This window comes from Spirillospora sp. NPDC000708 (genome assembly GCF_040299565.1).
In the GTDB taxonomy this organism is placed as follows: domain Bacteria; phylum Actinomycetota; class Actinomycetes; order Streptosporangiales; family Streptosporangiaceae; genus Spirillospora.
In genome coordinates this window covers 126,262-148,732 of record NZ_JBEPCJ010000001.1, presented here as the reverse complement: position 1 = coordinate 148,732, position 22,471 = coordinate 126,262, and the positions used below count along the sequence as shown (strand labels likewise).

The 22,471-nt window shown below is 72.8% G+C and carries 24 protein-coding genes; 14 read left to right on the top strand and 10 right to left on the bottom strand.

Going from position 1 to position 22,471, the window contains the following annotated elements:
- Positions 1-76 precede the first annotated feature (76 nt).
- Positions 77-1,033: an alpha/beta hydrolase gene (locus ABT299_RS00725; RefSeq protein ID WP_500249295.1), complete on the top strand. Its 957-nt coding sequence runs from the start codon at positions 77-79 to the stop codon at positions 1,031-1,033.
- Between the two features lie 72 nt (positions 1,034-1,105).
- A complete protein-coding gene (locus ABT299_RS00720; RefSeq protein WP_387020224.1) occupies positions 1,106-1,831 on the top strand; it encodes an alpha/beta fold hydrolase in 726 nt (241 codons plus the stop codon).
- Positions 1,832-2,054: 223 nt separating this feature from the next.
- Here the strand turns inward: ABT299_RS00720 and ABT299_RS00715 are convergent, their stop codons facing one another.
- Positions 2,055-3,296, bottom strand: a complete 1,242-nt coding sequence (locus ABT299_RS00715; RefSeq protein WP_500249294.1) for a cytochrome P450 family protein — start codon at positions 3,294-3,296, stop codon at positions 2,055-2,057.
- Positions 3,297-3,400: 104 nt separating this feature from the next.
- Positions 3,401-4,570 (bottom strand): sodium:calcium antiporter, encoded by a 1,170-nt coding sequence (locus tag ABT299_RS00710; protein WP_500249293.1) that lies wholly within the window; start codon positions 4,568-4,570, stop codon positions 3,401-3,403.
- A gap of 383 nt (positions 4,571-4,953) precedes the next feature.
- Here ABT299_RS00710 and ABT299_RS00705 point away from each other — a divergent pair, with 383 nt between their 5' ends.
- Positions 4,954-6,939, top strand: coding sequence for a heavy metal translocating P-type ATPase (locus tag ABT299_RS00705; protein ID WP_500249292.1), 1,986 nt, complete (start codon positions 4,954-4,956; stop codon positions 6,937-6,939).
- 93 nt (positions 6,940-7,032) lie between these two features.
- Positions 7,033-7,437 (top strand): ArsR/SmtB family transcription factor, encoded by a 405-nt coding sequence (locus tag ABT299_RS00700; RefSeq protein WP_500249291.1) that lies wholly within the window; start codon positions 7,033-7,035, stop codon positions 7,435-7,437.
- Positions 7,438-7,549: 112 nt separating this feature from the next.
- Here the strand turns inward: ABT299_RS00700 and ABT299_RS00695 are convergent, their stop codons facing one another.
- Positions 7,550-8,179, bottom strand: a complete 630-nt coding sequence (locus tag ABT299_RS00695) for a TetR/AcrR family transcriptional regulator (protein ID WP_500249290.1) — start codon at positions 8,177-8,179, stop codon at positions 7,550-7,552.
- Positions 8,180-8,238: 59 nt separating this feature from the next.
- On the opposite strand from ABT299_RS00695, the gene ABT299_RS00690 reads away from it, so the two are divergent.
- The 6 genes from ABT299_RS00690 to ABT299_RS00665 all read left to right on the top strand — a co-directional run bounded on the left by ABT299_RS00690 (position 8,239) and on the right by ABT299_RS00665 (position 13,030).
- The gene (locus ABT299_RS00690; protein WP_500249289.1) at positions 8,239-9,000 is read left to right on the top strand and encodes a DUF4097 family beta strand repeat-containing protein; all 762 of its coding nucleotides are present in this window, start codon (positions 8,239-8,241) and stop codon (positions 8,998-9,000) included.
- A 161-nt stretch (positions 9,001-9,161) separates the two neighbouring features.
- Positions 9,162-9,806 (top strand): dihydrofolate reductase family protein, encoded by a 645-nt coding sequence (locus ABT299_RS00685; RefSeq protein WP_500249288.1) that lies wholly within the window; start codon positions 9,162-9,164, stop codon positions 9,804-9,806.
- A gap of 177 nt (positions 9,807-9,983) precedes the next feature.
- On the top strand, positions 9,984-10,460 hold the full coding sequence (locus tag ABT299_RS00680) for a DUF4396 domain-containing protein (RefSeq protein ID WP_190851841.1): 477 nt from the start codon (positions 9,984-9,986) through the stop codon (positions 10,458-10,460).
- A 63-nt stretch (positions 10,461-10,523) separates the two neighbouring features.
- Positions 10,524-10,901 (top strand): BlaI/MecI/CopY family transcriptional regulator, encoded by a 378-nt coding sequence (locus tag ABT299_RS00675; RefSeq protein WP_500249287.1) that lies wholly within the window; start codon positions 10,524-10,526, stop codon positions 10,899-10,901.
- A 4-nt stretch (positions 10,902-10,905) separates the two neighbouring features.
- Positions 10,906-11,844, top strand: a complete 939-nt coding sequence (locus tag ABT299_RS00670) for a M56 family metallopeptidase (protein ID WP_500249286.1) — start codon at positions 10,906-10,908, stop codon at positions 11,842-11,844.
- A gap of 142 nt (positions 11,845-11,986) precedes the next feature.
- Positions 11,987-13,030 (top strand): NlpC/P60 family protein, encoded by a 1,044-nt coding sequence (locus ABT299_RS00665; protein WP_190851847.1) that lies wholly within the window; start codon positions 11,987-11,989, stop codon positions 13,028-13,030.
- Between the two features lie 98 nt (positions 13,031-13,128).
- Here the strand turns inward: ABT299_RS00665 and ABT299_RS00660 are convergent, their stop codons facing one another.
- Positions 13,129-13,719, bottom strand: a complete 591-nt coding sequence (locus ABT299_RS00660; protein WP_387020250.1) for a TetR/AcrR family transcriptional regulator — start codon at positions 13,717-13,719, stop codon at positions 13,129-13,131.
- A gap of 88 nt (positions 13,720-13,807) precedes the next feature.
- Here ABT299_RS00660 and ABT299_RS00655 point away from each other — a divergent pair, with 88 nt between their 5' ends.
- Entirely contained in the window at positions 13,808-15,208 is a 1,401-nt protein-coding gene (locus tag ABT299_RS00655) for an MFS transporter (RefSeq protein ID WP_500249285.1), read from the top strand.
- Positions 15,209-15,214: 6 nt separating this feature from the next.
- Here the strand turns inward: ABT299_RS00655 and ABT299_RS00650 are convergent, their stop codons facing one another.
- The 3 genes from ABT299_RS00650 to ABT299_RS00640 all read right to left on the bottom strand — a co-directional run bounded on the left by ABT299_RS00650 (position 15,215) and on the right by ABT299_RS00640 (position 17,046).
- Positions 15,215-15,394 carry a hypothetical protein gene (locus ABT299_RS00650; RefSeq protein ID WP_500249284.1) on the bottom strand — a complete coding sequence of 60 codons (180 nt, stop codon included), beginning with the start codon at positions 15,392-15,394 and terminating at the stop codon, positions 15,215-15,217.
- Between the two features lie 91 nt (positions 15,395-15,485).
- Positions 15,486-16,397: an alkaline phosphatase family protein gene (locus ABT299_RS00645; RefSeq protein WP_500249283.1), complete on the bottom strand. Its 912-nt coding sequence runs from the start codon at positions 16,395-16,397 to the stop codon at positions 15,486-15,488.
- A gap of 319 nt (positions 16,398-16,716) precedes the next feature.
- The gene (locus ABT299_RS00640; protein WP_500249282.1) at positions 16,717-17,046 is read right to left on the bottom strand and encodes a putative quinol monooxygenase; all 330 of its coding nucleotides are present in this window, start codon (positions 17,044-17,046) and stop codon (positions 16,717-16,719) included.
- A gap of 63 nt (positions 17,047-17,109) precedes the next feature.
- On the opposite strand from ABT299_RS00640, the gene ABT299_RS00635 reads away from it, so the two are divergent.
- Positions 17,110-17,469: a MerR family transcriptional regulator gene (locus ABT299_RS00635; protein WP_190851854.1), complete on the top strand. Its 360-nt coding sequence runs from the start codon at positions 17,110-17,112 to the stop codon at positions 17,467-17,469.
- Positions 17,470-17,523: 54 nt separating this feature from the next.
- On the opposite strand, the gene ABT299_RS00630 is transcribed toward ABT299_RS00635, so the two are convergent.
- A complete protein-coding gene (locus tag ABT299_RS00630; RefSeq protein ID WP_500249281.1) occupies positions 17,524-18,231 on the bottom strand; it encodes a carbon-nitrogen hydrolase family protein in 708 nt (235 codons plus the stop codon).
- 94 nt (positions 18,232-18,325) lie between these two features.
- Positions 18,326-19,279 (bottom strand): helix-turn-helix domain-containing protein, encoded by a 954-nt coding sequence (locus ABT299_RS00625; RefSeq protein WP_500249280.1) that lies wholly within the window; start codon positions 19,277-19,279, stop codon positions 18,326-18,328.
- A 71-nt stretch (positions 19,280-19,350) separates the two neighbouring features.
- On the opposite strand from ABT299_RS00625, the gene ABT299_RS00620 reads away from it, so the two are divergent.
- Complete coding sequence (locus tag ABT299_RS00620; protein WP_500249279.1) at positions 19,351-20,190, top strand: alpha/beta fold hydrolase; 840 nt, start codon at positions 19,351-19,353, stop codon at positions 20,188-20,190.
- A 145-nt stretch (positions 20,191-20,335) separates the two neighbouring features.
- Positions 20,336-20,962 (top strand): FMN-dependent NADH-azoreductase, encoded by a 627-nt coding sequence (locus tag ABT299_RS00615; protein WP_500249278.1) that lies wholly within the window; start codon positions 20,336-20,338, stop codon positions 20,960-20,962.
- A gap of 8 nt (positions 20,963-20,970) precedes the next feature.
- Here the strand turns inward: ABT299_RS00615 and ABT299_RS00610 are convergent, their stop codons facing one another.
- On the bottom strand, positions 20,971-22,452 hold the full coding sequence (locus ABT299_RS00610; protein WP_500249277.1) for an MFS transporter: 1,482 nt from the start codon (positions 22,450-22,452) through the stop codon (positions 20,971-20,973).
- Between the last annotated feature and the right edge of the window lie 19 nt (positions 22,453-22,471).

Genomic DNA, 22,471 nt, shown 5'->3' with positions numbered 1-22,471 from the left:
CCGGCACCGTCAGTACTTCGGCAGAGCAGTCGGCCGACCGATGTGTTCAGCGGCGGCGGCGCCCGAAGCTGGACTCATGACGATCAACGAACCCGTACTCGAACCGGCCGCTCAGGATTTCGTCGAGGCCACCAAGAACCCGCCCTTCCTTTACGAGCTGGACCCCGCCGAAGGACGCAAGGCCGTCGACGGCGTCCAGGACGGCGACATCCCGGTTCCGGCCGCCGACGTGCAGGACCTCACGATCCCCGGCGGCCCGTCGGGCGAGGTCTCCATCCGGATCCTCCGTCCGGCCGGCGCCCGGGGCGTCCTGCCCGTGGTCCTCTACATCCACGGCGCCGGCTGGGTGTTCGGCAACGCCCACACCCACGACCGGCTCGTCCGCGAACTCACCGTCCGGGCCCAGGCCGCGACGGTCTTCGTGAACTACAGCCTGTCGCCGGAGGCGAAGTACCCGACCGCGATCGAAGAGATCTACGCGGCGCTGCAGTGGATCGCGGGGCACGGTGCCGAGCACGGCCTCGACCCGGCCCGCATCGCGGTGGCCGGTGACTCCGTCGGCGGCAACATGGCCGCCGCGACCACCATCCTCGCCAAGCGCCGGGGCGGCCCGGACCTGGCCGCGCAGCTCCTCTTCTACCCGGTCACCGACGCCGGATTCGACACCGGCTCCTACGAGGAGTTCGCCACCGGCTACTTCCTGCACCGCGAGGGCATGAAGTGGTTCTGGGACCAGTACACCACCGACCCCGCCCAGCGCGCCGAGATCACCGCCTCGCCGCTGCGCGCGAGCCTGGAAGAGCTCGCCGGGCTCCCGCAGGCGCTCGTCATCGTGGCCGAGGCCGACGTGCTGCGCGACGAGGGCGAAGCGTACGCCGCCAAGCTGCGCGCCGCCGGCGTCCCGACCACGGCGGTCCGTTACCAGGGCATCATCCACGACTTCGTCATGGTCAACGCGATGCGCGACACGCACGCCGCCAAGGCCGCCACCCGGCAGGGCGGCGAGTTCCTCCACGACGCCCTGCACGCCTGACCGATCCCTGCACGCCTGACCGACCCCCCACCTACCGCGCTCTGCGCCATCGATCCTCAGAGGAGTTCGCCCATGGCCGAGAAGGCCGTTCCCACCGTCGTGCTCGTGCACGGCGCGTTCGCCGACGCCGCGAGCTGGTCCGGCGTCATCGCCGAGTTGCAGGGCGACGGCATCCCGGTGGTCGCCCCGCCCAATCCGCTGCGCGGACTCGCCTCCGACGCCGCGTACGTCGCCTCGGTCGCCGCCCAGATCGACGGCCCCGTCGTGCTGGTCGGCCACTCCTACGGCGGTGCGGTCATCACCGTGGCGGGTACCACCGGCAACGTCGTCGGCCTGGTCTACGTCGCCGCGTATGTGCTCGAAGAAGGCGAAAGCCTCGGCGAGCTGCAGGACCGCTTCCCCGGCTCGCCGCTCGGCGCCAACCTGAAGCAGGCGACCTACCCCGTCGAAGGCGGCGACCCGGCCGTCGAGCTCACGATCGCCCCCGAGGCGTTCCCGGAGGTCTTCGCCGCGGACGTCCCCGGCGACGTCACCAGGGTCCTCGCCGTCGCGCAGCGTCCGCTCGCCGCCGCCGCCTTCACCGAGAAGGCCTCCGCCGCGGCCTGGAAGACCAAGCCGTCCTGGGCGCTCGTCGCCGCCGCCGACCAGGCGATCAACCCGGACGTGGAGCGGTTCGGCGCCAAGCGCGCGGGCGCGACCGTCCTCGAGGTCGACGGTGGGTCCCACGCCGTTGCGGTCTCCCGTCCCAAGGACGTGGCCGACCTGATCCGCGAGGCGGTCCGGGCCACCTCCGCCTGACCCGTTCCGAGGGGGGCCGTGCCGTCGGCCGATCACCTGGCCGGCCGACGGCACGTGGAACGTGCAGGGTTCTCCGAGACGCCGATCATCGCCGGCCGGTCGCGACGAGGCCGCCTCGATGGCCGTCCTGGCCCCGGCTGAGAGCATGGCGGCTCGGACGAGGGTCTCGGGGGGGGGTACGCCGCCGCGGCCCACGGTGGCGTGGGGGCGGTGCCGGGCGATGTCAGGTGGCCGCCTTGAGGCGGGCCGGCAGGGTCCGGTGGCCGTTGGAGATGAAGGAGTCCAGCGGGAGGAGTTCGCTCGGCCGCACGGCCAGCTCCAGCCCCGGGAACCTGCTGAACAGCGCGGGCAGCGCGATCGACGCCTCCAGCCTGGCCAGCGGCGCGCCGAGGCAGTAATGGACGCCGTAGCCGAACGCCATGTGCTCCTTGTCGGCGCGGGTGACGTCGAAGAGGTCGGCGTCGTCGCCGTGCGCGTGCGGGTCGCGGCCGGCCGCCGCGTAGCAGGCGAGGATCGCATCGCCCTTGCGCAGTGCGGTGCCGTCCTCCAGTTCGATGTCCTCGACGGCGAAGCGCAGGGGCAGGTTGGCGATCGGGGGCTCGGCCCGCAGCGTCTCCTCGATGACGTCGCCCCAGGTGGCGTGTCCTGCCCGGACCAGGGCCAGCTGCTCGGGACGGGTGAGCATCGCGTGGACGGCGTTGTCGAGAAGGTTGACGGTCGTCTCGTGCCCCGCGCTCAGGAACAGGACGAGCGTGTCGACCAGTTCCTCCTCCGACAGCGGCGAGCCCTCGTCCCTTGCCGCGATGAGGGCCGAGGAGAGGTCGTCCGCGGGACGCGTGCGCTTGTCCCGGACGACGCCGCGCAGGATCTCCTGCATACGCGGGAACGCAGCGGCGGCCTCCTCCGCCCCGGTCGTGGTGCGGAAGAAGGCGTCGACGCAGCGGCGTATCTCGTCCCGCGCGTCCGGGTCCTCGACGCCGAACAGCTCGCAGATCACCCTGATCGGCAGCGGGTAGGCGTAGCGGTCGCGCAGGTCCACCGCCTCGCCCGGGGCGACGGAGTCGAGGTCGTCGAGCAGCTCGGCGACGATCGCCTCGATGCGGGGACGCAGCGCGGCCGTGCGGTGCACGGTGAACGCGCTGGAGATCAGCCGCCGCAGCCGCCGGTGGTCGGGGCCGTAGGCGGTGAGCATGTTCCGCACCGCGACCCAGGCGAACAGCTGCCATCCCGGGCCGACCTCACCGTTGAGCAGGGGCGGCCAGTGCAGGTAGGCGTCCTTGGAGACGCGGTCGTCGGTCAGCAGTCGCCGCAGCAGCGGGGGACTGCTGACCGCCCACGCCTCCACGCCGCCGGGGAGGACGATGCGCGTCGCGGGTCCGCGCGCCCGTATCCGGGCGGCGTCGCCTTGGACGTCGCGCCCGGTGGGATCGATGGCGAACGGCTCGTCGTTCTCGGAAGCGCGCACCGGACCCTCCGTCTGCTCGATGGTGCCGAGCGTCTCCCTCCTAAGGTCCGTCCGGCGGCGTCCGTCCGCAAGGGGCGCCGCGACGCGGCACCGGCGGGTGCGGGTCAGGACAGGATGAGCACCAGGCCGCCGGCGAAGATCAGGTAGAACACCCCGGCGAAGGCCAGGCGGGCCGGGGTGAGCCGGTGCGCGCGCATGGTGGCCAGCAGGTACACGATCGCGACCATGGTGATCAGCCCCGACCAGGCCAGCGCGTGGTCGAACTTCCAGGAGGTGAACAGCAGGCCCAGTCCCGAGGGGACGGTCGCCTGGATCATCATCGCGCCGGAGATGTTGGCCAGCGCCAGCCTCGTCTTGCCCTGCCGCACCCAGATGATCGCGTTCATGATCTCCGGCAGCTCGGTCGCGATCGGGGACAGCAGCAGCGCGGTCACCGCCGCGGGCAGGCCGATCATCGGCCCGATCGCGTCCAGCTGGTGCACGAACAGCTGCGACGACACGAAGATCACCGCCAGCGTGGCGAGCGTCTGCGCCACCACGGCCCAGGTCGCCGGAACCTCCCGGCGCGGCTGGAGCTTCAGCGGCTCCAGCTCGTCCTCGTCGTCGGCGACGGCGTCCTGCGCACCGGGTGCCGTCTCGCCGGCGGCGTGGTCGACCGCGTGCGGCGCGGCCGAGCCGCCGGACATCTCGCGCCAGAAGTACACCGCGTACACCGCGAAGAACGCCAGGCCGAGGACGGGCTTGAACGCGAACGCCACCAACCCCAGCGCGACCTTGACGACGAACACCGCCAGGAACCAGCGCTGGTCCTTCACCAGCCGCGCCAGCTCGCCCGGCCCGGTCAGGACCTCCCGGTGCCCGTCGGAGGCGCCCGTACCGCCGCGGCCCGCGGCGGTGGCGCCGCCGGTGCCCGCGTGCGCCCCGCCGACCGCGGCCCCGGCCGGGACGGCGGCGGCCTCAGCGCCCGCCAGCCTGCGGCGGCGCAGCAGCAGCGCCACGCCGGTCACCGCGTAGGCGACGGTCGCCAGCGCGAGCGGCCCGCCCATCGCCGCGCCGACGCCGATGTCCTTGGCCTCGGCCGTCCCGCCGGTCGTCACCGCCACCAGCGTCACCACCGATTCCGGCAGCGCGGTCCCGAAGGCGGCGAGGATCGTGCCGACCGCCATCTTCCCGACGTTGAGCCGCTGCCCCAGCCACTCGACCGCGTTGACGAACCACTCGCACGACAGGTAGATCACGACCGCGCACACGATCAGCAGCACGAAATGCCACACGACCCGTCACCTCAAGCCTTCCCGCGCAAGGCGTGCCGGGGGGCGAGGAACATCAGGGCAGGAATCCGGGGAGCCCGCGACCTCGACCCTCCGACGACGCGCATGCGCCATCGTCAAAGGACCGAAGGTCTCGTCCGCCCGCCTCAGCGGCGGGCCCGGCCACCGGGAACCATCGGGTTCCAGCATGTCGACGACCGGTTCGCAGGACTACTCCCCTTCACAAACGCCAGGAGACTACCGCATCTCCGCTCCGCCGCGCGTGGTGGTCGCGCGGGACGTCCATGAAGGTATGAATCCTTGTTCATGTATTCCTGCTACGGTGGATCAGGCGGGCCCCGGGGCGGGGCCGGCCTTCGACCGACGGCTCCCGAAGGACCCACCGAATGTCTTCCACGTTGACCGGCCCCGCTCGCGCCGCGGCCGGGGACGGCGTACCGGCCGGCGGAGCGCCACGCCGCCGCACTCGGGTGCTCGCGCTGCCCGAGGCCCGGTGGGCGGCGGCCGCGCTGGTGCTGTTCCTGGCCGGGCTTCCGGTGTACCTGCTCGACGGCCCGGCCTGGGCGTGGGGCGCGCTGTTCGCCGCGACCTACGTCACCGGCGGGTGGGAGCCCGGCTGGGCCGGGCTGAAGGCCCTCATGGGCAGGACCCTGGACGTGGACCTGCTGATGGTGGTGGCCGCCCTCGGCGCGGCGGCGATCGGGCAGGTCCTGGACGGGGCGCTGCTGATCGTCATCTTCGCCACCTCCGGCGCCTTGGAGGCGGTCGCCACCGCCCGCACCGCCGACTCGGTCCGCGGCCTGCTCGACCTGGCCCCCGCGACCGCGACCCGCCTGGACGACGACGGCACCGAGCACACCGTCCCCACCGACCGGCTCGCCGTCGGCGAGACCATCCTCGTGCGGCCCGGCGAGCGCGTCGGCGCCGACGGCCGCGTCCTTTCCGGGGCGAGCGAGGTCGACCAGGCGACCATCACCGGTGAGCCGCTGCCGGTGGCCAAGCAGTCCGGCGACGAGGTGTTCGCCGGCACCCTCAACGGCACCGGTGCGCTCCGGGTGAAGGTCGAACGCGATCCGTCGGACTCGGTGATCGCCCGGATCGTGGCGCTGGTCGAGGAGGCGTCCGAGACCAAGGCGCCGACCCAGCTGTTCATCGAGAAGGTCGAGCGGCGCTACAGCGCGGGAATGGTCGCGGCGACGCTGGCGGTGTTCGCCGTCCCGCTGGCCTTCGGCGCCGACCCGACCGGGGCGCTGCTGCGCGCGATGACGTTCATGATCGTCGCGTCGCCGTGCGCGGTGGTGCTCGCCACGATGCCGTCGCTGCTGTCGGCCATCGCCAACGCCGGACGGCACGGCGTGCTGGTCAAGTCGGCGGTGGTGATGGAGCGGCTCGGGCAGGTCGACCAGGTGGCTCTGGACAAGACCGGCACCCTCACTGAAGGCGTCCCGCAGGTCAGCGACATCCGCCCGCTCAGGGGCGCGGGCCTGACCGAGGACGCCCTGTTGCGGCTGGCGGCGGGAGCGGAGCATCCCAGCGAGCACCCCTTGGGCCGCGCCATCGTCGAGGCCGCCCGCGCCCGCGGTCTGGACGTGCCCGCCGCGGCCGACTTCTCCTCCGCCCCCGGGGCCGGCGTCACTGCGACCGTCGACGGCCACCGGGTCGAGGTCGGCAGCCCGGCGCGGCTTCGGAGCGGACGCGGCGCCCACCCCGCGCTCGTCATGGCCGAGCGGTTGGAGGAAGAGGGCCGCACCGCGGTGCTGGTCGAACTCGATGGCGCCCCGATCGGCGTACTCGGCATCATCGACCGGCTCCGGTCCGACGCCGCCGCCACCGTCACCGCCCTGACCGCCCTAACCGGCACCGCACCGGTCCTGCTCACCGGTGACAACCCGCGTGCCGCCGCCCACCTCGCCGACCAGGCCGGCATCGGCGACGTCCGCGCGGGCCTGCTGCCGCACGACAAGGTCGCCGCCGTCCAGGAACTGGAACGCTCCGGCCGCAACGTGCTCCTCGTCGGAGACGGGGTCAACGACGCTCCCGCGCTGGCCGCCGCGCACACCGGCATCGCCATGGGCCGCGCCGGATCCGACCTGGCCCTGGAGACCGCCGACGCCGTCATCGTCCGCGACGAACTGGCCACCGTCCCCGCCGTCGTCGACCTGTCGCGGCGGGCGCGCCGGCTGGTGGTGCAGAACCTGGCCATCGCCGCCGTGGTCATCACGGGCCTGGTGATCTGGGACCTGGCCGGAACCCTGCCGCTGCCCCTCGGCGTCGCCGGGCACGAGGGCTCCACGGTCATCGTCGGCCTCAACGGGCTGCGCCTGCTCACCGAGGGCGCCTGGCGCCGCGCCGCCCGCCCCGCACACCGGTGAGGCTTCGCCGGCGGACGCGGTACCGGCGGAGCCGCCATGCGGGGACGAATGAACATTGGTTCATGTATGCATGGCGCGGCGTACGATGGCCGCATGGGCCACGGAGCTGATCGATCGGCCGGCGGCGTCCCGCGCGGACGCCTGGACGCGGCCGGTGCCGCGAGGGTGGCCACCACACTGCAGGCCCTGGCCACTCCCTCCAGGCTGCTGATCCTCGCCCGGCTCCGAGAGGGCCCGCTCCCGGCCACGGAATTGGCGGCCGAGGTCGGCATGGAGCAGTCCGCCTGCTCCCACCAGCTGAGGCTGCTGCGCAACCTCGGCCTGGTCACGGGCACGCGGAAGGGGCGGTCGGTCGTGTACACGCTGTACGACGACCACGTCGCCGAACTTCTGGACCAAGCCCTCTACCACGTCGAGCACCTCAGGCTCGGCCTGACCGACGCCCCAGGCTCCCGCGAAACCAACCCGGACGCCGCTCCCGTGACGACCGCCCCCTAGCCCCCGACTGGGGGACAGGACACGCGCTCCGTCCGGGTGCCCGCGGTGTCGCCGGGGAGTGGCGTCACGTGGCGGGGGTTGCCGGTCAGGGTGAGGACGGCGGGGACGAGGGTCATCCTGCGTTCGCGGGCGGGGGGAGCAGTGCGCCGAGCACGGCGGTGAACGCCTGCTTGATCACGTCTGCGGTGACGGTCTCGGGGTCGGCGAGATGCTCGTTGACCAGGCCGTTGGTGAGGCAGTGCAGGATCAGGCCGGCCAGCTCCGCCGGGACGGCGGCACCGGTGCCGGTGCGCTCGGTCACCTCGGCGACGGAGCGGGCGGCGGCGTCGCGCTGCGCGCGGCGCATCGGGGCCAGCACGGCCCTGGTCCGCTCGTCGCGCGCGGCGCGGGCGGCGAACTCCAGCCCGAGCCGGCCGTGCTGGATGTCCCCGGTGATCCGGTCGGCGATGAGCTCGGCGACCCGTTCGATCACCGCACCCGCGTCGGCGGCGCCGTCGATCTCGGCGGTCACGGCGGCCAGCTCGTCCTGCGCCCCCTGGTCGAGGACGGCCCCGAACAGCTCCTGCTTTCCACCGAAGTTGGAGTAGACGGCGCCCTTGGTGAAGCCGGCGGCATGGGCGATGTCCTCGATCCGGGCGTCGGCGTAGCCGTGTTCGGTGAACGCCCGCACCGCCTCGGCCAGCAGCCGCCGCCGCACTTCCGCGCGGGGGACCCGCCGCGCGGGCCCTGGGTTGTCGGTCATGACCGGACCGTAGCATACTGAAAGTATTCAATACTTTCAGTATCGAGTTCGGAGGCTCGTTGATCCCCTCATTCCGCCGCTCCGCGCTCCCGGCCACCGGAGCGCTCCTGCTCGCGTCCCTCACCGGCTGCGGGGCCTCGGCCGGCGACGCCTCTCCCGAACGGCGCGACTTCGGCCCCGCCGGCTCCCGCCTCACCATCGCCAAGGACCGGGGCGACCTGGACATCCGGCCCGCCGACGTCGGGAAGGTGCAGGTGACACGCTGGTTCGACCGGTGGGCGCTGATCGGCGGGAAGCCGGCCGCGACCTGGGATCTCACCGGCGACCGGCTCACCCTGTCCACCGACTGCGGCACCCTGGTCGGCGGCTGCGCCGTGCGCTACCAGGTGCTGGTGCCCCGCGACCTCACGGTCGAGATCCAGGGAGAGAACGGAAGGATCTCGGCCACCGGGTTCGGGACCGCGCTGCGCATCCGCAGCACCAACGGAGCGATCAGGGTCGCCGGTGCGACCGGCCCGCTCGACCTGCGCACCGAGAACGGTGAACTGCGCTCCACCGCGACCAGGGCACCGCAGCTCTCGGCCACCTCCCAAAGCGGAAAGGTCGACCTGTCGTTCGCCGCCGCGCCGCGGCAGGTGGCCGTGACCACCGAGAACGGCGAGGTGAACGTGACCGTCCCGCGCGCCCCGTACAAGGTCACCACTACTACCGACAGCGGCGACGTCCGCGCTGACGTCCCCAAGGACGCCTCGGCCTCCCGCTCGATCACCGTCCGCACCGACAGCGGAGCGATCGCCTTGAACACTGCGGCGAGCGCCTGACCTGGGGAGTCGCTCATGGGATTGGGCATTGCTGAGGAGGGGATCCCGGGGTTCTGCGAGCCCGGCGGCGATGAACCGCGCTGGTGGCGTCGGCGCGATGAGTCCGCCGGTCTCCCCGGGTCTACCTCTCAACCGAGACAGCCGACTCAGCGGGAGCAAGCATGGGCCTCATCCACATCGAGATGTTCGCGACCCTCGACCTGGTCGGGCAGTCGCCCGGCGGCCCCGACGAGGACCCGGTGGGGTTCCCGTTCGGAGGCTGGCAGGCGCCCCTGCTGGACGACGTCGCCGGGGCCCAGGTGGGCGCCGCGTACGAGGGCACGGACGCGCTCCTGCTCGGCCGGCGGACGTACGACATCTTCGCCGCCTACTGGCCGCACCAGGAGGGCGGCCAGGACAACGAGATCGCCACGCTCTTCAACAGGGTCCCCAAGTACGTGGCCTCCCGCGGCAGGCCCGACCTCTCCTGGGCCGGGTCCTCGCAGCTCGGCCCGGACCTGGCCGCCGCGGTGCGCGAGATCCGCGACCGGCACGAGAACGTCAAGGTCGTCGGGAGCCTGAACCTGGTGCAGACGCTCCTGCGCGAGAAGCTGTTCGACCGTCTCGACCTGTGGGTGCATCCGATCCTGCTCGGCGTCGGGAAGAAGGTGTTCGACGGGGGAGCGGTGCCCGCGAACGTCACGCTCCTCGAACCGCCGGCGGCCAGCCCGAAGGGCACCGTGTACCTGCGCTACGGGCTCGCCGACGGCACTCCCGCGACGGGGGACATGACCGCTCCCGACCGCGGCACCGGGCGCGACGACTGAGTCCGCGCGGCGAGAGATGGCGCCACGTCGACCTCCTACGCCTTGTAGGACATACTGACCGTGATCGTTGACCGGATCACGGAGGTATCGGTGACCACTCATGACCAGCATGGATCTCATCAGCATGTCGCGGAGGGCCATGGAGATCATCACCCTGCGCCGCCCGAGCACGGCGCCATGGACGCCGGACATGCCCACCACGAGGGCCACGGCGGTCCGGTCTCCTGGGGGACGGCGGCGCGGGCGACCCTGCACTGCCTGACCGGTTGCGCCATCGGCGAGGTGCTCGGCATGGTGCTCGGAACGGCCTTCGGCTGGTCGAACGCGGCCACGATCGTCGCGGCGGTCATCTTGGCCTTCGTGTTCGGGTACGCGTTGACGATGCGCGGCGTCCTCAAGGCGGGGCTGTCGGTGCGGGCGGCGTTCGGGGTGGCGCTGGCCGCCGACACCGTGTCGATCGTGGTGATGGAGATCCTGGACAACGCGACCGTGGTCGTGATCCCGGGAGCGATGCATGCGGGCCTCGGGGACGTGCTGTTCTGGGGCGCGCTCGCCGCGGCCCTCGTCATCGCCTTCGTGTTCACCACGCCGGTGAACCGCTGGATGATCGGCCGGGGCCGGGGGCACGCCGTGGTGCATCAGTACCACCACTGATCCACCGGACGGCGGTGGCAGGCGGGAGTTCCGGCACAATGTGGGGAGGACGGAGGTGGCCGCGTGGCCGGATTGGCTGGATCGCTCGAGCGCTCCATCATGGACGTGCTCTGGGCGGCGCCCGGCCCGCTGCGGGTCCGCGAGCTGCTGGCGAGGCTGAATGAGAACGCCGAGAAGAAGCTCGCCTACAACACGGTGCAGACGGTGGCCGAACGGCTGGCGCAGAAGGGGATGCTGCAGCGCACGCCCGACGGCCTGGCCTTCCGCTACAGCCCCACCAGGCCGCGGGAGGAGTACGCGGTCGAGTTGATGCTCGACGTGCTCACCGATGCCCCGGACCACGGGGCCATCCTGGCGAGGTTCGCCGAGAGCGTCCCGCCCGAGGACGCCCGGCACCTGCTGGACGTCCTGCGCCGGCGGGCCTCCGGCGACGGGGCCTGACCGCATGCTCTTCTCGGTGCTCGCCCTGATCGCGTCGGCGGTGCTGCTGGGCTGCCTCGCCGGGCCGGTGCTCGATCGGCTGCGCCGGCCCGCCGTCGGCCCAGGGGCCGCCATCGCCTGCTGGGCGGCGGCTCTCGCCGGGACGTTCATCGCGAACACGGCCGTCGTGGTGGTCGCCCTCATCTCTCCGCCGGGGCCGGGCCACGGTCTCCTGGAGTGGCTGCGCGACTGCCTGCCGCACCACGGATCCCTGGCCGTCATCATGGCGGCGGCGGCGACCCTGGTGCTGATGACGGCCTGCTGCTCCCGGCTGGCGAGCGGCCTTCCGCGGCTCGGCCGTGCCGTGCGCCACCGTCGCCGGCATCGGGAGCTGCTGCGCCTGGTCGCCCGGGAGCACGGCCGGCATGCCGACGTCCTGGTGCTCGATCACCCCGTCCCCGTGGCGTACTCCCTGCCCGCCCGCCGGCGCGCGATCGTGGTCAGCACCGGCGCGCAGGAGACGCTCACCGAGGCGGAGCTCGGCGCGGTCCTGGCCCATGAGCGCGCCCACCTGCGCCAGCGGCACCACGCACTGCTGCTCATGCTGGACGTCGTCCATGCGCTCCTGCCGTGGCTGCCGACGGTCCGGCGCGCGAAGTCGAGGCTGCCGCTCCTGCTGGAGATGGCCGCCGACGACGCCGCGGCGAGCGCCTACGGCAGGCGGACGCTGGTCGACGCGTTGTGCCGGCTCTCCGCCGTCCCCGGGGTGGCGGGGGCGCTGGGAGCGGCGGGGGATTCCGGGTCGGCCGCGCTGGTCGAGCGGGTGCTGCGCCTGGAGGCGGCCGCCCCCGTCCGGGCGCGCCGGTCCGTTCGCCTCGCGACCTGCGCCTTCGCGGCGGCGGCCGTGGCCACGCCGCTCCTGGTGGGGGCCGTCGCGATCGCGGAGCTGTCCACGACCTGCTGAGGGACTTGTCGGCCTTCGTGTGAAATCTGGTACTCGGGTGGCGAAGGAGCACGGGACCTCCTACGCTTCGTAGGAGGTCGCGGTGACGCGTCCCCGCCGGGGACGGCCGACGACCGGTAGGCGTTACCGGAGAGGACAGCGCATGCAGCGACGAGCTGCCGGCACCAGCACGTCAGCCCGCCGCCGGATCACCGCGAGCACGGCTTGGACGGCCTCGGTCGTGCTCTCCGTCGGGCTCCTGACGCCGGTGCCCGCCGAGGCGAAGCCCAAGCCGACGCGCAAGGAGCTGACGGCGCAGCAGAAGAAGCTCGCCGACGAGGCCGAGAAGCTCAGCGAGCAGTACAACGGGCTGCGGGAGCGGCTCCGGCAGGCCCAGAAGGCCGCCGCGGTCGCCAAGACGAGCGCCGACCGCCAGAAGAAGACGCTGGCCGAGGCGCGCGACCGGATCGCGAAGCTCGCCGCGGACACCTACAAGAACGGCCCGGTCGACCCCGCGATCAGTTTCGCCTCGGCCGGCGATCCGCAGGCCGTGCTGGATCGGTCGGCGGCGCTCAACTACTTCGCCAGTCAGGACAACACGCGCATCGTCCAGCTGCTGCAGACGATGCAGGGCGCCGAGCGCGCGCGCAAGGCCGCCGAAGCGCGCGCGAGCCAGGTTCGTCGGCTGACCGACGAAGCGAAGAAGAAGCGCGGGGAACTCCAGGTCAAGCTCAAGAAGGTCGAACGCCAGCTGGGGACCTACTCCAGCACCGGCTCACGTCCGGGCTCCATCCCGAGCGTGGGGTCGGGAGGGGCTTCGGCCAAGGCGATGGGGGCGGTGCGGGCGGCGCTGAGCCAGCTCGGGGTTCCCTACTCCTGGGGCGGCGGGACCGCGTCCGGGCCGAGCTACGGCACCGCGCAGGGCGCCAACATCAAGGGCTTCGACTGCTCCGGCCTCACCCTGTACGCCTACGCCCAGGTCGGCATCAGCCTCGGCCACTACACCGGGAGCCAGTACAGCGCCGGAACCCATGTGAGCCAGAGCCAGCTCAAGCCCGGTGACCTGGTCTTCTTCTACAGCGACCTGCACCACATGGGCATGTACATCGGCAACGGCAAGATGGTCCACGCCCCGCAGACCGGCGACGTCGTCAAGATCGCCCCGATCGCCGGCCGCCCGTTCGCGGGAGGCGTCCGCCTCGCCTGACCGCCTTGCTCGATCGCCTGCCGTCCGAGCCCGCGTCCCCGTCACCTGCCCCCCGGTGACGGGGACGCCTCGTTTCCAGGCAGCCCGATGCCGACCGCTCAGGGGCGGGCGGTGGACGGGGCGAGGATCGACTGCACGGTGGCGGTCACGACCTGGGCGGTCTCCTCGGCTTTCAAGCGTCCGGCGCGGTTCTCCTCGGCGGCTCCTTGCAGGACGTAGTGGATGACGTTGACCAGCCATGAGATCGGCAGGTCGGTGCGGAACACGCCGTCGTCCTGGCCTCGCTTGATGAGCTCTTCCATCCGCTGAGCGGGGGCGGCGTGCCGCGCGCGGATGCGTTCGGCGGGAAGAACGCCTTGAGCGGCTGTCAGCAGGGCGGCGGATTCGGCGACGAGGGTCCAGCTGGAGCCGAGCAGCCGGCTGAGGGCGTCCCGCGCGTCGCCTGTCAGGTCGACGGCGGACAGCGCCTCGTCACCGGCGCGCAACGCGTCCGCAAGAGCGGCCTCGACCAGGTCGGCCCGGGTGCGGAAGTGGCCGTAGAGCGTCATCCGGCCCACCCCGGCGGCCTTGGCGATGTCGTCGATCCCGGCGGCCGGATCGCGGCTGAGCATCTCGCGCGCGGCGGCGACGATGCGGGCGATGCTGCGCTCGGCGTCTGCACGGCGACGCGGTCCGGCGGCGGAAGGCATGCCCGCCATCTTAACTCGTACTGGAACATACATGTTACGCTCCCCGTTGTAAGTCGTACTTCTGCATACGAGTTAGGGGAGGGGTTCGATGACAGAAGAGATCCAGGGCACGTCCGCGCAGGTCGCAGCGGTTCATCCGCTGCGATGGCGCATCCTCGGATTCCTGGGCGTGGCCCAGCTGATGCTGATCCTCGACGTCACCGTCGTGGCCATCGCGCTGCCGCACATCGAGACCGATCTCGGCCTGAGCCGCCAGGCCGTGACCTGGACGGTCAGCGCCTACACCCTCGCGTTCGGCGGCCTCATGCCGCTGGGCGGGCGGACCGCCGACCTGATCGGGGCCAAGCGGGTGGTCCTCGCCGGGCTCCTGGTCTTCACGGCGGCGTCGCTCACCACCGGGCTCGCCGGATCGGCCGGGGTGCTGCTGGGCGGCCGCGTCGCCCAGGGCGTCGGCGCGGCGATGCTGTCCCCGTCGGCGCTGTCGCTCGTCGTGAGCATGTTCGACGGGGACGAGCGGAACAAGGCGCTGGGCGTCTGGTCGGCGCTCGGCGGTGGCGGCGCCGCCCTCGGCGTGCTGCTGGGCGGCCTGCTCACCGCCGGTCCCGGCTGGCCGTGGGTCTTCTTCGTCAACGTGCCCATCGGCCTGGCGATCTTCGTCGCGCTCGCCTGGATGCTGCCGCGGCAGCCCGCGGTGACGCCCCGGCCCCGGCTCGACGTGCTCGGAGCGGCGCTGGTCACCGCCTCCTCCAGCGTGCTGATCTACGCGATCGACCGCGCCGGCGACCACGGCTGGTTCACCGCCGCGACCGGCGGGTTCGCGCTGGTCGCCGTCGTCGGCTACCTGGCGTTCGCCGTCAGGCAGAGGACCGCCGCGTCGCCGATGATGGACGTCGTGCTGCTGGTGCGGCGGCCGGTGGCCACCGGCACGTTCCTCATCGCGATGGCGACGGCCCTGATGGTCGCGGTCTTCTTCCTCGGCACGTTCTACTTCCAGCACGGCCGGGACTACGGCGCTCTGCTCACCGGGCTGCTGTTCCTCCCGGTCGCGGGGGCGACGATGCTGGGCGCGGACCTCACCGGACGGGTGATCGCCAAGGCGGGGGCCCGCCGGATGGGCGTGGCCGGCCTGCTCACCGCCGCCGTCGGCATGGCCGTGCCCGCCCTGTCGATGCATCCCGCGACCGTGGTGGCCGGCATCGCGATCGCGGGCGCGGGCACCGGCGCCGTCTTCGTCGTCGCGTCGGCGACCGCGCTCGGACAGGTGGCTCCGCACGAAGCCGGCATCGCCTCCGGAATCGTCAGCACCTTCCACGAGTTCGGCGCCTCGATCGGCGCCGCGGTGATCTCCAGCGTCGCGGCGGCGAGCATCGTCGGCGACACCCTGTCCGGTTTCACCGACGGCTTCGTCCTCGCCTCCGCGGCCGCCGCCGCGGCGGCCCTCGTGGCGGCCGTCCTGACCCCGGGAGGACCGACGCGAGCTGACGAGTGATCGTGGTCAGAAGACGGGATTGAGGGCGGCGGTCAGGAATCGGCGGGGGGTGCGGGAGCCGTCGGCGGGGACGGTCCACAGGTCGGAGCCGTAGTCGCCGGGCAGCGAGTAGGCGACCTGCGTGCCGCCGATCCAGACGGCCTGGTCGTCGACGCTCCTGGTCTCGGCCAGCGGGGTCTCGCGCATGGCCCGCAGGTCGAGGACGGTGAGGCGCCACGAGCCGCAGCGCGCGCCGTCCCGCGTCCCGCCGCGCGACGCCCCCCCGGGGCCGTGGTCGTCACTGCCAGATCGCGGTGATGGGGGAGGCCGACGCCGCGTTCCCGGCGTGGGTGGTGCCGTACATGTCCTCGATGGTGCGCAGCAGGTTGTAGTGGTTGTACTGAGTGGCGTCCGCGCCGGTCTTGACGTGGGCGCCGTACACGACCGCCGGGATCCGGTTGCCGGCGAGCCCGTTGTCCTCGTCGAAGGTGACGATGAGGACGCTGTTGTGGGTCTTGGCCCACTGGGCGTAGCCGTCGAGCTTGCTCTTCAGCCACGTGTCACCGGTGCTGACCGAGCAGTCGTGCATGTCGTCGCACAGGTTCGGCACGACGAACGACACCGTCGGGAGCGTGGTGTAGTCGGTGGGCCATTGCGTGAACGTGTGGCCCGTGGACGCCGGCAGGTTGCTGAAGGAGAACCACGGGTTGTGCTTGCGGGCGTACTTGCCCGAGCTGCTGCTGCACACCGTGGACCCCTCGGACGGCAGGCCCTCGTTGTAGCTGCCGAAGGTCCGGCCGGCGGTGCGGACCTCGGCGCCGAGATTCGCCGTGCTGTAGGGGGATCCGGGCGGCGGGCAGGTGTCGTCCGTGGTGCCCTGCGTGCTGCCGGAGAACAGCGCGAAGTAGTTCGGTTGGCTCGGGTGCGTCTCGGCGTAGAAGTTGGTGAGGTTGGCACCGCCGTTCGCCAGCGAGGTGAGGTACGGCGCGCTCGAAGAGCCGATGACCTGCGAGTACGAGTGGTTCTCGAAGATCGCCACGACGACGTGGTCCGGGGTCGGCACGGTGGCGGCGTGCGCCTCGCGACGCGCGCTCGTGGCGGTCACCGCGATCGCGCACACCAGCGCGGCGAGGGCGGCGGCGAGGGCGATCGGCAGCGGCCGGCGCGGGGCCGGCCATGGGGCACGGGAGAGGGCGTTTCGTTCGGGCACGGGGCCTCCTGCGAATGCGTCCGCTGCCGGGCGACGGGGGGTGAGCCCGGCGACCGAAAGATGTCACCGGCGCTCCTCGGCGCCGGGACGGTCGCGGGGCGGCCCGAAGGCGCGTTCCCCAACGCTCGATGAACGGACCGCCGTTTCGGGCGTCCGTTCGGCGGCCCCTACCCGACCGTCAAGCCCCGAACCCGACCGTCAAGCCCCGAACCCGACCGTCACCCCGGACCCGACCGTCACCCCGGACCCGGCCGTCAAGCCCCGGACCCGGCCCGCCGAGGCGGGCCGGTTCTCGGCTCAGGCGCGACAGCGCCCCTGGTCAGGCCGCGCCGCCGGGGTAAGGGCTGATCATCGCGCCGAAGTAGGCCTCGGGTGCCCCTTCCATGTGCTCGGGCGCTTCGCTCATGAAGGCCCGCAGCAGCGGCGTCGCGTTGTGCCGGTCGAGATCCTCCTGCGAACGCCAGATTTCGTAGAGGAAGAACCGGCCGTCCTCCTGCTCGTGCAGGTGGTACTGGAGGCTGCCCTCGTGTCCCCGGGACGGCTCGACGAGATCCAGAAGGAGCCTCCTGAGTTCGTGGGCGTGCCCCGGCTTGGGGGTCAGGAATCCGTAGAGCGAAACGGGCGCTGAGGTGGCCGAAGTCGTCGTCATGCGATCAACGTAGGATGTGACATCGATGTGAGGTTCAAGCCGCGTGCCTATGGGGTGGGTCACATGAAGATCGGGGAGCTGTCCCGCCGGACGGGCGTGTCCGTCCGCCTCCTGCGCTACTACGAGGCCCAAGCCCTGCTCACCTCGCACCGCAGCCCGGGCGGCCACCGCCATTACGGCCCCGAGGCCCCCGCGGCGGTCGCCCGCATCCGCGCCCTGCTCGCCGCCGGGCTCCCCACCCGGGTCATCCGGGAGATCATGCCCTGCTTCGCGGGCGACGGCACCGAGGTGCAGGCCTGCGTTCTCGACCACCTCAGAACCCAGATGGCCGAGCTGGACTCCCGCATCGCCGACCTCGCCCAGGCCCGAGCGGCCCTGGGCGACATCCTCCAGGCCTCCACCCGATCCCTTACCAGCGCCTGAACCGGCCGGCGCCCCGGCCGCCGTTCCGGCCGTCGACCCGGCCGCCGTTCCGGGTCAGCGGAGCGTCGCCGTCACCACGGCGTCGGGCTCCGCGCCGGCCTGGACGAGCACGTTCCCGTCCGGCGCCCAGACGCCGGAGCCGCCGGACGTCTCGCGGTACTCGCCGCTCGCTCCCGCAGCGGTGGACAGGACGACCCAGACGCCGTGTGCGGCGGCCCGATCCCGCATGTGCTCGTCGCGGCGGGCCGCCCGTTCCCGCCCTGCCCCGTACAGGGTGCTGGCCACGTAAGCGTCGATGCTCAACGCCGCGGTGTCGGCCGCGTGCTGCGGCACCGCCGCGTCCCGGCAGACGGCCAGGCCCAGCCGCCATCCGTCGATCTCCAGGACCTCCGGCTTCTCGCCGGGACTGAACCGGCGGACCTCCTCGCCGTGAAGGTGCATCTTCCGATATGCCACCGTCGTGCTCTCGCCCGTGACGGCCAGCGTCGCGATGTACTCACGCCCATCGTCTTCCCGCACCGGAGCGCCCACCAGGGCGACCGCGTCGGCGCTGTCGCACGCGGCCCGGATCGGATCCAGCCGCGCGTCGTCCGCGGCCACGGCGGGAGCCGCAAGGTCGTAACCGGTCAGCGACAGCTCCGGGAAGACCACCAGACGCGCGCCCGCGCGCCGCACCACCCCGGCCTGGCGGCTGGCGTTATGGACGACATCCAGCTCGTCACACGCGGGCTGGGCTACGGCGACCGTCAGAGATCCAGGCACGAGGACATCATTCCGGATGAGAGGCAGGCGCGGTCCGCGAATCGTCGAAAGGCGTCCGTCGCCGCTCGCGGGTGCGGCGTCGGCTCTGCGGCCGTCAACGGGTTTCGCTGAAGGTCCTCCGGTAGGAGCCGGGTGTGGTGCCGAGGTGCGCCCGGAAGTGGCGGCGCAGATTGACCGCCGAGGCGAGGCCGACCCGGGTGGCGACGGCCTCCACGGGAAGGTCGGTCCGTTCGAGGAGCACTCGTGCCGCGTCGAGGCGGCGGCCGAGCAGCCACTGCCCTGGGCTGGTGCCGAGCTGTTCGGTGAACTGCCGGGCGAGTGTCCGGCTCGACAGTCCGGCGCGTTCGGCGAGCCGGGCGACGGTCAGCCGGGTGTCGAGCCGGGAGGCGGCCCACTCCAGCAGTGGCGCCAGCGACGCGTCCGCCTTGGCGGGGACGGGCTGTGCGGCGTACTGGAGCTGGCTGCCCTCGCGGTGCGGCGGCAGCACCATGTTCCGGGCGATCTGGGCGGCGTACGCCGCGCCGTGGTCGGAACGCACGAGGTGCAGGCACAGGTCGATGCCCGCGCCGGTTCCCGCGCTGGTCGCCACGTCGCCGTCGTCCACGTAGAGCACGTCCGGGTCCACGCGCACGCCGGGGAAGGCGGCGGCGAGCCGGGCGGTGTGGCGCCAGTGGGTGGTGGCGCGGCGGCCGTCGAGGAGTCCGGCCTGGGCGAGGACGAACGCGCCCGTGCAGATGGCGACGATCCTCGCCCCGCGCTGGTGGGCGGTCCGCAGCGCCTCGGTCACGGCCGGCGGCGCCGGTTCGGCGGCCGGCTGCCAGCCGGGGACGATCACGGTGTCCGCCTCCCGCAGGGCCGCCAGTCCCGCGTCGACGAGCATGGCGTAGCCGGCGGTCGTCCGCAGGGGGCCGGGGCGCTCGGCGCAGATCCGGAAGTCGTAGCGGGCCGGCACGTCCAGGTGGGCGTTGCCGAAGACCTCGGTGGCGCAGGCGAGTTCGAAGGGCGATTGGGGCGGATGGAGCAGGGCCACGACCCGATGACGGTCCATGGCACGAATCTACCCATGGATGTCTTTTTGGACTCTCGGTCGCGGGGGCCGGGCCGGAGCACAGTGGTCGCATGAGCGAGACGACTGGAACGGACGTGCTGAGGACCGCGGTCCAGGTCGACGGGGAATCCGCCAGCTACCTGACCGCCGAGCGGGACGGTCCGCCGGTGTTGCTGCTGCACGGGACGTACTGGAGCCGGGTCTGGCTTCCGGTGGTGGGCCGGCTCGCGAAGGCGGGGCTGCGGCCCCTCGCGGTGGACCTCCCCGGGCTGGGGCGCTCGGGAGGCGAGTTGACCCCGGAGACCACGACGATCCCGGCTCTGGCGGGGTGGGTGGGGCGATTCGCGTCCGCGCTGGGCCTGTCCGGGCCGATCGCCGTGGCGGGCCATGACATCGGCGGCGCCGTCGCCCAGCACCTCCTCGTCCACGATCTGGTGGAGGTGTCCCGGCTGGCCCTGGTGAACTCGGTCCTCTACGACTCCTGGCCGGCGCCCCACGTGGCGAGGTTCCGGGACCCGGAGGTCGCCGCGGCGACCACCGGTGAAGAACTCCTCGCCGCCCGGCGGCGGGCCGTGGCGGCGGCGCTGGCCGGCGCCGCGACCGAGGACCTGATCGCCGACTACGTGGATCCGTGGACCGACCCGCGGGTCCGCCGCTCCTGGCTGGCCATGGCGGGCGCGGCCGACAGCCGCTACACCCTCGACCTCGTCCCCGCTCTGCGGCGGTCCATGACGCCCAAGCTGCTGATCTGGGGCGAGGACGACGGCTTCGAAAGGGTGGAGTACGCCGAGAAGTTCGCCGGTGAGGTGCCGCGGACCACGCTCGTGCGGATACCGGGGGCGGACCACATCCCCACGGAGAGCGCCCCCGGCCGGATCGCCGACGCCCTCATCGGTTTCTTCACGGCGTGACGACCTGCGCCGATCGGCGCGGCCGGTAGCGCCCCGCTTCCGCGACCCGTCAAGGCGAGCCGCCCTTCCTTGCTAAGTGGACCGTGGTCCGCTAATCTCCCCGGAGAGATTCGGACTGCGGTCCGCTTACTGGAGGGATCAGGTCATGAGCCGTTTGCTGCACGTCTCCGCCTCGCCGCGCGGAACGTCCTCCGAGTCGCTGGCGCTCGCCACCACGTTCCTCGACGCCTACCGGGAGACCCACCCCGGCGACACCGTCGACCACCACGACCTCTGGGACGGCACGCTCCCGGAGTTCGGCCCCGCCGGAGCCGGGGCCAAGATGACCGTCTTCGGAGGCGCCGACCCGTCCGGCGCCCAGGAGCGCGCCTGGGCGGCCGCCCGCGCCGTCTTCGAGCGCTTCGACTCCTACGACCGCTACTTGTTCAGCGTCCCCATGTGGAACTCCGGCGTGCCGTACATCCTCAAGCAGTTCATCGACGTGGTCTCCCAGCCCGGCTGGGTGTTCGGCTTCGACGCCCAGCACGGCTACACCGGCCTTCTGCGGGACAAGAAGGCGGCCGTCGTCTACACGAGCGCCGTCTACGGCGACGGCCGCGGACTGGGCTTCGGCGCCGACTTCCAGAGCACGTTCTTCGAGGGCTGGCTGCGCTGGGCCGGGATCACGGACATCGCCACCGTGCAGTTCCGTCCCAACCTCGCGACCGCCGACGCCGAGACGGGACGCCGCGAGGCCCACGCCCGCGCCCGCGAGGAAGGCAAGCGCTTCTGACGGGGGAGTCAGGCCGGACGATCGGCGGTCCCGGGACGCAGGCGATGGGCGAGAAGCATCCCGCCCACGGCGAGCAGTCCGGTCAGGGCGAAGACGCCGAGCAGCGTGGTCCGCATCGAGGAGTCGTGGTCCTTCCCGAAGGCGATGGCCGCTCCGCCCAGCCCGGCGACCACGGCCGTGGCGAAGGTCTGGGCGAGCTGGAGCGCGCCGCTCGCCTCGCCCTGCCGTTCCGCGGGAGCCTGCTGCAGCGTCTGGGTGGTGGAGGCGTTGAATCCGACGCCCATTCCCAGGCCGCCGATCGACCATCCCAGCAGCGCCGTCCATGACGGCAGCGCACTGGACAGGGTCGTCACCGCGATCAGGGCGACCCCGGCGGCCAGGACGGCGAAGCCGGCCGCGGTGGCGGCGGCGCGCCCGGCGCCGCCGGCGTCCCTTCTCGCCTGCAGCGCCGAACCGGCCACCCAGGTGATCGCCCCGGCCGAGAGGCCGAGGCCGGACACGGTGGCGCTCATGCCCCGCGACTCCTGGAGGCCGAGCGGAAGGAACGCCTCGGTGCCGAAGTAGGCCCCGCACAGCAGGGCGCGGACGGCGACGCCGGCCCCGAGGCCGCGACGGGCGCTCAGCGTGCCCGGCGGCGTCGCCCAGCGCAGCGCGGGGACCGTGGTGAGGACGCCGACGGCGGCCAGGACGACCAGGGCGACGGCGTCGGTCAGCAGCAGTGCCTCCAGCAGGACGCCGGTCCCCGCGGTGAGCAGCACCGCACTGCCCAGCGGGCGCTTCCACCAGGGCAGCGCGGCGCTGGTGGTCTCGGCGCCGCCGGACCGTCGCAGTGCGCGCAACGGGGGCAGGGTGAGGGCGGCGGCGATCGCGATGATCGGCGTGATGAGCAGGAACACCGACCGCCATGTGGTCCGTTCGGCGAGGGTGCCGGTGGTGGCCGGGCCGACCAGCGAGGGGATGGTCCACGCCGACGAGAGCAGGGCGTACATCCGGGCTCGCAGGTGCTCGGGGTAGGCCAGCCCGATCACGGTGTAGGCCATCGCCATCACCGCGCCCACGCCGAGCCCCTGGCAGAAGCGGCCGGCCAGGAACGCCGGCCACGTGGGCGCGGCTCCGGCCACCGCGCAACCCGCCGCCAGCGTCAGCATGCCCCAGGCCATCGGACGCAGCGGTCCGCGCCGGTCGGCGTCCCGCCCGGCGACGACGGTGCCGATGACGTTGGCCAGCATGAGGGCCGACAGGCCCCAGCCGTAGGAGCCCAGGCCGTCGAGGTCCTCGGCGATGCCAGGCAGCACGGTGGCCACTCCGAGGGACTCCAAGGCCACGAGCCCGACCGACAGCAGGACGCCCAGCGTCAGCGCGCGATGGGCGCCGCCGAACACGCTCTCGCGGGCGCGGACCGCGTTGAGCGGCGGCGCGGGCGCGCTCTCGTCCTCGTGGACGTGGTGATCGGGGGATCCGGTGGACGGATCGTCGGCGGGGCGGACCATGGCAGCCTCCAGGTTACGT

What these genes read in the sequence shown, in the direction of transcription:
- ABT299_RS00725 (WP_500249295.1), top strand. Translation starts at nt 77, where the DNA reads ATGACGATCAACGAACCCGTACTCGAACCGGCCGCTCAGGATTTCGTC.
- ABT299_RS00720 (WP_387020224.1), top strand. Translation starts at nt 1,106, where the DNA reads ATGGCCGAGAAGGCCGTTCCCACCGTCGTGCTCGTGCACGGCGCGTTC.
- ABT299_RS00705 (WP_500249292.1), top strand. Translation starts at nt 4,954, where the DNA reads ATGTCTTCCACGTTGACCGGCCCCGCTCGCGCCGCGGCCGGGGACGGC.
- ABT299_RS00700 (WP_500249291.1), top strand. Translation starts at nt 7,033, where the DNA reads ATGGGCCACGGAGCTGATCGATCGGCCGGCGGCGTCCCGCGCGGACGC.
- ABT299_RS00695 (WP_500249290.1), bottom strand. Translation starts at nt 8,179, where the DNA reads ATGACCGACAACCCAGGGCCCGCGCGGCGGGTCCCCCGCGCGGAAGTG.
- ABT299_RS00685 (WP_500249288.1), top strand. Translation starts at nt 9,162, where the DNA reads ATGGGCCTCATCCACATCGAGATGTTCGCGACCCTCGACCTGGTCGGG.
- ABT299_RS00680 (WP_190851841.1), top strand. Translation starts at nt 9,984, where the DNA reads ATGGACGCCGGACATGCCCACCACGAGGGCCACGGCGGTCCGGTCTCC.
- ABT299_RS00670 (WP_500249286.1), top strand. Translation starts at nt 10,906, where the DNA reads ATGCTCTTCTCGGTGCTCGCCCTGATCGCGTCGGCGGTGCTGCTGGGC.
- ABT299_RS00665 (WP_190851847.1), top strand. Translation starts at nt 11,987, where the DNA reads ATGCAGCGACGAGCTGCCGGCACCAGCACGTCAGCCCGCCGCCGGATC.
- ABT299_RS00660 (WP_387020250.1), bottom strand. Translation starts at nt 13,719, where the DNA reads ATGCCTTCCGCCGCCGGACCGCGTCGCCGTGCAGACGCCGAGCGCAGC.
- ABT299_RS00655 (WP_500249285.1), top strand. Translation starts at nt 13,808, where the DNA reads ATGACAGAAGAGATCCAGGGCACGTCCGCGCAGGTCGCAGCGGTTCAT.
- ABT299_RS00650 (WP_500249284.1), bottom strand. Translation starts at nt 15,394, where the DNA reads ATGCGCGAGACCCCGCTGGCCGAGACCAGGAGCGTCGACGACCAGGCC.
- ABT299_RS00640 (WP_500249282.1), bottom strand. Translation starts at nt 17,046, where the DNA reads ATGACGACGACTTCGGCCACCTCAGCGCCCGTTTCGCTCTACGGATTC.
- ABT299_RS00635 (WP_190851854.1), top strand. Translation starts at nt 17,110, where the DNA reads ATGAAGATCGGGGAGCTGTCCCGCCGGACGGGCGTGTCCGTCCGCCTC.
- ABT299_RS00625 (WP_500249280.1), bottom strand. Translation starts at nt 19,279, where the DNA reads ATGGACCGTCATCGGGTCGTGGCCCTGCTCCATCCGCCCCAATCGCCC.
- ABT299_RS00620 (WP_500249279.1), top strand. Translation starts at nt 19,351, where the DNA reads ATGAGCGAGACGACTGGAACGGACGTGCTGAGGACCGCGGTCCAGGTC.
- ABT299_RS00615 (WP_500249278.1), top strand. Translation starts at nt 20,336, where the DNA reads ATGAGCCGTTTGCTGCACGTCTCCGCCTCGCCGCGCGGAACGTCCTCC.
- ABT299_RS00610 (WP_500249277.1), bottom strand. Translation starts at nt 22,452, where the DNA reads ATGGTCCGCCCCGCCGACGATCCGTCCACCGGATCCCCCGATCACCAC.